General features: G+C 59.6%; 10 protein-coding genes. 6 read left to right on the plus strand and 4 right to left on the minus strand.

From position 1 onward, the window contains the following. The first annotated feature begins 13 nt into the window (after window positions 1–13). Complete coding sequence (locus OKQ63_RS25795) at window positions 14–736, plus strand: hypothetical protein (RefSeq protein WP_264214723.1); 723 nt, start codon at window positions 14–16, stop codon at window positions 734–736. Between the two features lie 244 nt (window positions 737–980). Here OKQ63_RS25795 and OKQ63_RS26220 read toward each other — a convergent pair whose 3' ends face one another. Together OKQ63_RS26220 and OKQ63_RS25800 are read right to left on the minus strand one after the other, a co-directional pair. After that, entirely contained in the window at window positions 981–1,325 is a 345-nt protein-coding gene (locus tag OKQ63_RS26220) for an IS4 family transposase (protein ID WP_350356325.1), read from the minus strand. Between the two features lie 28 nt (window positions 1,326–1,353). Continuing rightward, window positions 1,354–2,391 (minus strand): IS4 family transposase, encoded by a 1,038-nt coding sequence (locus tag OKQ63_RS25800; protein ID WP_350356326.1) that lies wholly within the window; start codon window positions 2,389–2,391, stop codon window positions 1,354–1,356. Between the two features lie 120 nt (window positions 2,392–2,511). Here OKQ63_RS25800 and OKQ63_RS25805 point away from each other — a divergent pair, with 120 nt between their 5' ends. Together OKQ63_RS25805 and OKQ63_RS25810 are read left to right on the plus strand one after the other, a co-directional pair. Then, window positions 2,512–3,390: a nucleotidyl transferase AbiEii/AbiGii toxin family protein gene (locus OKQ63_RS25805; RefSeq protein ID WP_264214724.1), complete on the plus strand. Its 879-nt coding sequence runs from the start codon at window positions 2,512–2,514 to the stop codon at window positions 3,388–3,390. 13 nt (window positions 3,391–3,403) lie between these two features. After that, the gene (locus OKQ63_RS25810; protein WP_264214725.1) at window positions 3,404–4,243 is read left to right on the plus strand and encodes a hypothetical protein; all 840 of its coding nucleotides are present in this window, start codon (window positions 3,404–3,406) and stop codon (window positions 4,241–4,243) included. Between the two features lie 365 nt (window positions 4,244–4,608). Here the strand turns inward: OKQ63_RS25810 and OKQ63_RS25815 are convergent, their stop codons facing one another. Both OKQ63_RS25815 and OKQ63_RS25820 read right to left on the minus strand, forming a co-directional pair. Beyond that, window positions 4,609–5,730 (minus strand): aminotransferase, encoded by a 1,122-nt coding sequence (locus OKQ63_RS25815; protein WP_264214726.1) that lies wholly within the window; start codon window positions 5,728–5,730, stop codon window positions 4,609–4,611. A gap of 18 nt (window positions 5,731–5,748) precedes the next feature. After that, complete coding sequence (locus OKQ63_RS25820; protein ID WP_264214727.1) at window positions 5,749–6,696, minus strand: ornithine cyclodeaminase family protein; 948 nt, start codon at window positions 6,694–6,696, stop codon at window positions 5,749–5,751. Window positions 6,697–6,812: 116 nt separating this feature from the next. Here OKQ63_RS25820 and OKQ63_RS25825 point away from each other — a divergent pair, with 116 nt between their 5' ends. From OKQ63_RS25825 to OKQ63_RS25835, 3 genes are all read left to right on the plus strand, one after another. Further along, a complete protein-coding gene (locus tag OKQ63_RS25825) occupies window positions 6,813–7,196 on the plus strand; it encodes a hypothetical protein (protein WP_264214728.1) in 384 nt (127 codons plus the stop codon). 12 nt (window positions 7,197–7,208) lie between these two features. Beyond that, window positions 7,209–7,622: a helix-turn-helix transcriptional regulator gene (locus tag OKQ63_RS25830; RefSeq protein ID WP_264214729.1), complete on the plus strand. Its 414-nt coding sequence runs from the start codon at window positions 7,209–7,211 to the stop codon at window positions 7,620–7,622. A 383-nt stretch (window positions 7,623–8,005) separates the two neighbouring features. Beyond that, window positions 8,006–9,118: a Fic family protein gene (locus tag OKQ63_RS25835; RefSeq protein ID WP_264214730.1), complete on the plus strand. Its 1,113-nt coding sequence runs from the start codon at window positions 8,006–8,008 to the stop codon at window positions 9,116–9,118. Window positions 9,119–9,809 lie beyond the last annotated feature (691 nt).

Below are 9,809 nucleotides of genomic sequence, written 5' to 3' on the forward strand. Positions count from 1 at the left end.
GCAACATCCCGGCATGATCAAATTCCGCACTATCGCAGATGACCATCCCGACCTTGCGCATTCTCCTTTGCTTCGGGGCGCTCTGCTGATCCTGAAATATACACAGAAACACGGATCAATCGGTCTAACCAGAACGAAGGCGTTCAAGCGCGCCTTCGTCCATTGGGCCGTCGAGCATTTCGACTGGCCCGGGAAGAATGCAGAGGAGATGCTTCGCTACAACAAGGTGATCAATGAATATGATTTTCCACCGCTCGAAGTTCTTCATTTCCTTCTAATTTCCCTGCGCCTTGGACGTCACTTCAAGGGTGAGTTTCGGCTAACACAGCGTGGCACAGATCTCGCTCAAGCCCCTGGCCGCTTGTTTGCCGAACTGATCCCATACTTTGTGCTCCAAGTCGATCACGCTTCCTATGCACGCTTCAGTGATCGCCCCTTTGGAAAATGGGACGTCTGGTTAAACGTGATAAACGTGGAGGCCGATCATGGCACTACCGAGGCTGCCCTGTTCAAAACCTTCTACGGTGAGTCACAAGACTGGCACACCGCGGGCTGGCGAGAAATGGCCGCGTTCTCTTGTTGTGTGCTACGGCCGCTCGAATGGTCGGGATTGCTTAACGAGGCCCGCGAAGATGGCCCCGGCACGAAGGCATGTCATGTGTTCAAGACCCGACTCTGGCGCAGCGTGCTTAACCTTGAAACCGACGACATGCTGCAAAGGATGCCGGTTCAATGAAAGTGTTCTTCAGTGAGCCTAAAATGGGGCGCTTGCACAAGATCGGCCCATAGGTATGTACCGGCTGCTGTTCGCAATGGATTTCTGGCATGTTCTCGGGAAGTCGCTCATATGTTTCGGCCTACTGATCGGCACACGGGCCGTGGCCTTGTTGGGTTATGCTCGCACCGTGATCTCATTAGCGGACAGGCCGTTGATGACCATTTCGGCCGTCAGATTCGTAAGGCTCCGGCGAAGCTTGCTGTTACCCATAAGTGTCTGGCGGCGTTGCGATACGGGCTCCTTCGACGAGGTCGGCGAGGCGGGAGAAGCCTCGCCATATGACGGTCGTCCCCGGTGGCGCGTCGGAAGCGCGGTCGAGATAGCCTCCGAGGCGCGCGACCGCTCTGACATAAAAATCAAGATTGCGCGGTTCTTGCCGCTTTCTGTCCGGGGTCGCGAGTTCGAGCATGCGGCGCTCAGCTTCGGTGAAGACGGCAGCCGAAGATGCTTCAGGTGCCTCCCGGCACAGCATCGTCAGCCATGACACGCGCCAGGCCACGACGCAGCACAACGCGATGCAATTGGCCAGACGATCAGCCGTGGCCAAGCGCAGCTCTTCGATCCGGCACCCGGTTTTAAGGGTCCGGAAAAAAGGTCTCGATCTTCCACCGCAGCGCGTACCACTCGAGCTTGTGTACAGCGTCCGCGTGGGTCGCCACCGGCAGGTTCGTGATCAGCTTCCAAATGACGGGCGCCCGGCCTTCCGGCGGGTCGAACTCCTCGGCGTGGATGATCTGGAGGTCCTGATGCCGGTATTTCCGCTGTTTGCCGATCGGCGGCCGGACCGTCATTGTTGCGTACCGGACCGACAGCACAGCGCGATGATCCTTGCCCTGCGCGTCGCGGAACCGGACTTCGTGGGTTCCGCTCGACTGCACCTCCGCCATCACCTTGGCAATGGTTGTGCCGCCATCCTCCGCCAAGCGGTCGACACAACTCCGGACGAGGAAATTCGTCCCGAGTTCTTCAGCCAGGCAGTAGAGCTCGTAGATGTCGCTTTCCCGGTCGCCGACATGCACACAGCGCTCGGGCGCGCCTGCCAGCTCAGTGGACAGGCGCAGATTGTCGAGCCAGCGCATGCTTTCCTTCTGCTCGATCGGTACCCGGGTCGGATTGATCTTGCGCTTGAGCGCGGCGGTCCCTTTGAACTTTGCGCGCGACCAGAACTTGGCGGCGGTCAACCCCAGCGGCAGCCCGTCAGACGTGATCGCCAGGCTGGCATGCATCAGAAGACCGCAGACCGCATGCTTCTGGTAGCGGCCTTCCTTCAACTTGCGTCCGGTCGACACTTTCGTGAACCCGATCTTCTCCGGAGCCGAGCGCTTGAAGGAGAATTCCGTAGTGTCCTGCAGGATCAGGATGGGACCGTCGGTCGCCTGGATGCGCAGGGCAGAGGCGGCGAAATGGCCCTCAAGGATCTTGTCTTCGCTGACATTTCCATTGGAAAAGAAACGGTAAGCAGCCTTGGTATTCGACCAGTCCTGGAACGCCGTGGGCAGCGATTTCCCCGGCCGCTCCCCGAGAGCCTCGAGCATTGCCCCGAGCCGACGGTTCAGCCGGGCGTCACCCAAATCACACCCGGCGGTTTCCGTTTCCACCCACTTCTGCCCCATGCCCGCACCTCAATTATTCGGTGCCACATGACGAATCATGACCGGGGCTTCTCGGGCAAGACCAAGTCTTGTGGGTGAATCAATTCGCCACACGACTTGTGGGTAACTTCAAGTCTGCTCGTGCGCATACTTCCGTATGTCGCAAAAGAGGAGATATTTGCGCTTAAGGGCGGGACGGCTATCAACCTCTTCTATCGCGACCTGCCACGTCTCTCGGTCGATATCGACCTGACCTACCTACCCGTCAAAGATCGAACAGAGAGCCTCGCCGAGATCAATGACGCGATGGATCGGATTGCCGCCGCGATCGAGAGCGGCATTTCCGGCGCCAAAGCTGAGCGCATTGCCGGCGGTGGCGGCGGCGCCACACGCGCGCTGGCACGCCTCGGCACGGCCGAGATCAAGATCGAGACCTCTCCCGTCACCCGCGGCGTCGTACACAAACCGGAGCAACGCCAAGTCTCCGCGGCTGTCGAGGATGAATTCGGGTACGCGGAAATGAACATCGTATCCTTTGAAGACTTGTTCAGCGGCAAGCTGCATGCCGCCGTCGATCGCCAGCACCCACGCGACCTATATGATGTGAAGCTGCTCTACGAGAACGAAGGATTAACGGACGAGTTGTTCCGTACCTTCTTGATCTACGTCGCGAGTTCACCACGCCCGCCGCATGAACTGCTGAACCCGAACCTGATCGACCTCGACAAATCCTATGCTCGGGAATTCGAGGGCATGACGAAGGACGGAGTCGACCTTACTGAATTGATCGCAACGCGCGACCGCCTGATCGGGGATATCCAGTCCCGCCTGGAAGAGGACGCTAAGAGGTTCCTGGGAACCCTGCATGAAGGCGATCCGGACTTCGAGGCGATCGGTCGGCCACAAGCCGCCGGGTTACCCGCCGTCAGATGGAAGCTGATCAACGTGAAAAAGCTGAAAGCAGAGAACGCCGAAAAACACACCGCCCAAGGGAAAGAGCTAGAAAAGCTCCTTGGCTGATGATGGGTGAGAGATGACTGTTTTTGCAAACGATCCCGATTATGAAGAATGCTTGGTCACGTTTTTTGACGTCCTCGGCTTCCGGAACCTCCTGCACACGCGAAGCGGAGCAGAGATCAGGCACCTGCTTTCGATGTTTCGCCGGGCGTCCGAAGGGGATGCCACGCCGCCGACCCGCTCCGATGAGATGCGGATGACCAGCGAAGTCCATGCAGAGATCGTGTCTGACGCAATCGTCAGAACCAGAACCATTGAAACTCAGTACCAGGCCAGCCCTTTGGTCTGGGAACTCATTGATCTGCTGCACATCCAGATCGAATGCGTGGCGAATGGCATTTTGGTACGTGGCGCGATGACGATTGGCCCCATGCATCTCGGCATCGATTTTAGCGGGCCAGTGTTCGGGCCAGGCCTGGTTCAGGCCTATTTTATGGAAGAAGCCGAGGTCATCTTCCCGCGCATAGCCATCCATGAAGACGTGATCAGACGCCACCGGCAAGAAAGAGTTCTTTGGCGCGAGGGACATTCCTACGAGGATGAAGCGCGTCACCTGAACAACCTCCTGCGCCAAGACGAGTCAGGTCTTCACTACATTGACTATCTTCGCGCTAGTCTTGGCGAGATCGACGGCGAATACGCCGGCTGGGTCGCGTTTCTAGGTAAGCACAAGACGTTGGTGGAGAGCGGTCTCTCCGGAAGTCCGAACGCGACCGTGCGACGCAAATATAGCTGGCTCAAGAACTACCACAACGCGGTCATCGACGAGAACATGGCAAACCTGGAGCCGGGCTTGATGATCGAGGATGGGGACACATGGGAAGATCTGTTCAAAGAGCTTAGGATCGAAGCCTGAGCTCTCAAAAGCTCCCGCGCGTGGCAGTTGGTCACCAGCGCCAGCGAAGCCCCAGCCATCCTTGCCCGTTCAGATGCGGGCGAGATCGGTCGACCATCGCTCGTTTGGCGCGGCGGCAACGAAGGGCACGGCCTGGATGCGGGGCCGCATGCCCACGGCGCGCTTGCGGACCTGCCAGCCTTTCAACTGAAAGATCCGCTGCGCCGTGTTCTTGTTGAAGCCCAGACGGCAGCGCCCGTGCTTCGGCTGACGTGAGCGATGGCTGCAAGCAATTGTTGCATCGGGAGGCGCATTTCAAAGCTCTCCCTCGTTTCGTTAGTTTCGACACTTTGAGACGCTAAAAGCCACGCCTGTTCAGAGCGCGGCTACCCCTGTGCTGCCAAAAAGTCAGACACCAGGTGCAGTCCCTTTTTCAGGACTTCCGGCCCATTGGCATAGCCGATGCGCACATAGCCCTCCATGCCCAGGGCCGAACCCGGCGTGAACATCACCCCGGTTTCCTTAAGCAGCGCCACGCAGAACTCCCGCGAAGTCATCGGCAGATCGTATTTAAGCAGCGCCGTGGTGCCGGATCGCGGCTTCACCCAGGAGATCCGCGGTTCCTGTTCCACCCACGCCTCCAGGATCGCCAGATTGCCGCGGGTGATCCGCTGGCTGCGTGCCAGCACCGCCGCGCGGTTTTCCAGTGCCAGCGCGGCGAAATGATCGTCGATCATGCCCACCGAGATGGTGTCGTAATCGCGGTGAATGGCCACCGCCTCAATCACCTCCCTCGGCCCGGCGATCCAGCCCAGCCGCAACCCGGCCAGCGAATATGCCTTCGACATACCGGCGGTGGAAATCCCCTTCTCATAGATATCCGCGATCGAGGCGGTCATGCCGTCCCCGTCCTGATCGGTGCCGCGGTAAACCTCATCGCACAGGATCCAGGCGCCTGCTCCGCGGGCAATGGCGGCGATCTCCTCCAGCACCGCCCGGTCCATCAGCGCCCCGGTCGGGTTGTTGGGGTTGTTGATGGCAATCAGCTTCGTCCCCGGCGTCACCAGAACCTGCAGCTCGTCCAGATCCGGCAAGAACCCGTTCTCCTCGCGCAAGCGCAGCTGATGCACATCCGCACCAATGCTGGCCGGGATCGAGTAATGCTGCTGATAGGTCGGCACCACCGCCACCACGCGGTCACCGCGCCCGACCAGCGCTTTATGCACCAGCATATTCGCCCCGATGGTGCCATGGGTGACGATCACATTTTCCGGGCTTTGCCCTTTATACATAGCCGCAATGGCATTGCGCAGCCGGTCCGAGCCCTCGATCGCGCCATAGGTCATCTTCATCGCCAGAAGCTCTGACAGATCGGCAGAGTTTTTCCCGGCCAGCTGCAGCAGTTCCTCGATGGTCAGGCTTTCAACGCAAGTCTCGGCGAGATTCCAATCGCATTTGGTCTCCCACTCGTTCATCCAGATTTCGACGCCAAAGGGTTCGATATGCATGGGGCTCTCTCCTTTTCCTCAGGCGGTTGCGGCGCGGTAGATGGCATTGGCGACGGCGATATCCTCCAGCCCCAACCCGATGGAGCGGAAGAACACAGGCCGCCCGGCTTCAGGCCCTTCGCAGGTTCCGGCAGCAAGCCCCGCCAGATCACCCCGGAGCTGATCCACGCTCCAGCCATGATCCCGCGCGGCCAGCACCATCTCCCCGGCACTTGCCGGCGTGGTCTCGCGGTAGTCGCAATAGACCTGCGCCGAGGCCAGGAAGCCAGGCGTAATCTCATGCGCTTGCGCCACATTGGTACTGATCGAAGTGACCAGCGCCCCCGGCGCCACTGCCGCCGCATCCAGAACCGGCGTCCCTGACGAAGTGCACAGCATCACCACATCCGCCTCCCGCGCAACCTCTTCGGCGCTGGCGGCAAAGGCAACCTCGGGACAGACCCCGCGCCAAGCGGCCTGCTTGTCCGCATCGGCGCCCAGGCCGGGCGAATAGACCCGCACCTCCTGCCAGTCGCGCAAGCCCTGCACATGCCGCCAATGCGCCTCCGCTACAGCTCCGGAACCGATAATGGCCACCCGCGCCGCGCCCTCGCCTGCCAGCAGATCCACCGCCAGCGCCGTAGTGGCCGCGGTGCGTTCGGTGGTCAAACGGCCGGAGTCGCACAGCATCAGCGGCTGGCCTGTCTCCATCGACATCAGCACGGTCCAGGCGGTGATCACCGGCCCGCCCTCGCGCGGCAGATAAGGCGACAGCTTGGCGCCAAAGGTGCCCGCCCCGGCCGCCGCCCCCAGATAGGTGATGAAATCCCCCTGCCCTTCCGGAAACAGCGTCAATGTCTGCGCAGGCTGCACCGCCTGACCGCGACCCAGGTCTGCAAAAAGCGCGCGCATTTCCTGCAGCACATCGACCTGCGGCAGCAGCTGCACTACCGCTTCGGCATCCAACACAATCGGGGTTTTCGTCATCGGCAAATTCCTTCTTTGTCCGAAGGGTAGCGGCCCCCCTGCCCTGCCGCCATCATCCCCAAGGATGATGCATGCCTCCCCGCCGCGTGTTATGGCAGGCAGACCGGGAGGAGAACGTGGAATTTCAAGGCACTGACATTGCGGCTGCGAACAGCGCGCTGGCCAGCGTCATCAGCGGCCAGCGCGGCGCGGCCGGGCTGATCGCCGCCGCCCGCCCGCTTCTGCCTTTCACCGCCGCCTTCTGCGTGGTGAACCGCCCTGGCCAGCGCCCGCACTACCTGGATGACAGCTGCCCTCAAGGTGCCGCCAAGGACGCGGTGCAGCTCTATGCGAACAGCACCTACCTGCTGAACCCGGTCTATAACACGCTGCTCGATGGGCTGCAGCCGGGGCTCTACCGGATGGCGGACCTGGCACCCGACAATTGGAACCCGGCGCCAGAGACCCCGGACATTCTGGTCGAGGACGCCGAGGAAATCGGCTACCGCACCCCCGGCTGACCCGCGGAGCTAGTGGAACTCACCCTGCTGACAGAACTGCCCGGTGGAGCCATGGGCGAAGTCAGCTTTGCCCGTCCTGCGGCAGACGGCGGTTTTCCCGATGATCTGCTGGACCGGCTGCGCCCCTTTCTGCCGCTGTTCGGGGCGGCTTTCGCCCGGCTCTGGTCCCGACAGGCCCCGGGCCTTAGCGCAGCCAAACCAGAGCGGACGCTGGAGGACTTTGCCCGCAACAGCCTCTCCCCGCGGGAGGCGGAGATCGTGCAGATGATCCTCAAGGGCCATTCCAGCCTGTCGATCAGCCTGACCCTCGGGATTGCCCTGCCGACGGTCAAGTCGCACCGCAAGAACGCCTATGCCAAACTGGGCATCAGCACCCAGCAGCAGCTGTTCAATGCCTTCCTGCAATGGCAGAGCAAGGCGCGCTAGCAGCAGTATTCTTCCCAAGTTCTGAGACACCAGCTTACACCGCGACGGCAATGACGATGATTTTGAGTGTTTTGCCTAACAGTCTTACGCTACACGCGATCTCTTCAGGCCAGGCAAAATGGCAAAGGGCCCTCAGCGGGCAAGAATTCCAGTGAGTGCACTGACCCGCTAGCATGCCAATTGAGTGCAGTCTTTTCGGGCGCTGCCTCAAGCTTACGCCAAGGCCCCATTCGAAAGTGACTTCCCCTAACTTGAGAATGACAAGTCATGCATCCGCTTCCACATAGCATTGAGCCCAACTGGATTGCAGTTGATCGATAGCCTTGACCCCTATAGATCGAAATGTGACATTATTTGAGCTATAGAAGGGATCTCTATACCTCATGCCATGGAGTTGGAAAATGCCCGGGTGGCCAGGCTTTCGATATGATGCCTTGGCTCTCGAGCCACTGGAACGGCAATTTCTGCTGTCTTCCGGCGAGATTCTCGGAGCCGTGCATCACGTCAGCCGCTCTGAACGCGAGCAACTCCGCATCGAGCTACTCAGCGATGAGGCAATGCAAACCAGTGCCATCGAAGGTGAGATCCTGGACCGGCTCAGCGTTCAGTCTTCGCTGCGCCGCCATCTGGGGCTGGCGCCTGACAGCTATCCGGCAAAACCGCGGGAGCGAGGTGTCGCCGAGATGATGGTGGACGTCTATTCCAGCTTTGCAGGCCCGCTTTCTCACGAAACACTGTATCGCTGGCACCATATGCTCCTGTCCCATGACCGCCGTCTTGAAGCCATCGGCGGCTACAGGCGGCACGCGGAAGCAATGCAAATCGTCTCCGGCCGCCTTGACCGGCCGACAGTACACTTCGAAGCTCCGCCTTCGGGTCAGGTCCTGCGCGAGATGGAACGCTATGTTGGCTGGTTCAATACCACCGGGCCGGGTGCTCCTGAGCCGCTCCCTGCCCTGACCCGGGCCGGGCTGAGCCATCTTTACTTCGAGAGCATTCACCCCTTCGAAGACGGGAACGGCCGTTTGGGCCGCGCCCTTGCCGAAAAATCTTTGGCGCAGGACCTCGGTCAACCAAGCCTCATTGCCCTTGCCTTCACCATAGAAAGGGAAAGGAGAGCCTATTACGACCAGCTCGAAGTGCACCAAAAAACGCTTGATGTAACAACTTGGCTTGTCTGGTTCGCTGAGATTGTGCTGAAGGCTCAGCAGGTCACACTTGACCGGGTCGGTTTCCTCATCGGTAAGGCGCGCTTCTATGACAGGCACCGGGACCAATTGAACGAGCGGCAAGCCAAGGCAATTGCGCGGATGTTCAGGGAAGGCTCCGAAGGTTTCAAAGGCGGGCTGAGCGCTGAGAAGTACCTCAAGATCACCGGTACATCGCGGGCGACGGCAACCCGGGATCTGCAGGATCTCGTTGAAAAGGGCGCGCTCAGCCGAACCGGCGAACGCCGTTATACGCGATATTGGTTGAATCTGGACGAAGAGGCCTAAGAACGCCGGCCGCTTCTGCTAGTCGGCTGTATTTCTCAGGTGGCCAGTGAAAGAAGCGTCCAGTCCGGCGTTCGTTTCAGATCATTCAGAATTCTGCTGGCTAGCCCGGTATCTTGTTTTCGTCAAGTTTCACTCTGTTTGCCCTGCCAGTGGTTGATTGAGATGAACTCATGTACGGGCATCCTAGAGCGGCTAGTAGCGGCCAGCCAAAGGCGCTTAGATCAATAGAATAGGTGATGTAGTCGGAGAGCGGTGGAAGCTCTTAGGTGCGGCCACGTGGTTTGAACGCGTTATGGAAGCGTTCATCCAGTATGCGTTTCGTAGCGGTAGCTTATGGCCCTTACTGCAGTCTCCAAGAGAATCGCTTTAGGAGCGTTTTCTAGGCAAGCGGCCCGCGCCAACGCTGTGCCCCGCTATACCGTCCTCGTCAGTTTTCAAGTGGAGTCAGCCTCCACCCCGCCTGAAGAGGTCAAAAGCTAATATCTTTCAATACGTTAACAAAACTCAGCTGCGCGATAATACTAGATATAGCGGTAGGCGCTTACATGACTACAATCATCACTACATGGAAATCTCTTGCAAGGAGCGGGTATTTGGTGGCATCACGGAAACTGTAACGCACAAAGCTGCTTAGCGGCCGTTCGGCGTTACGGAAGAGCCGCGATAAAGACGGCCGGACAAGGAGCAGTGA

This window comes from Leisingera thetidis (assembly GCF_025857195.1).
Taxonomy (GTDB): domain Bacteria; phylum Pseudomonadota; class Alphaproteobacteria; order Rhodobacterales; family Rhodobacteraceae; genus Leisingera; species Leisingera thetidis.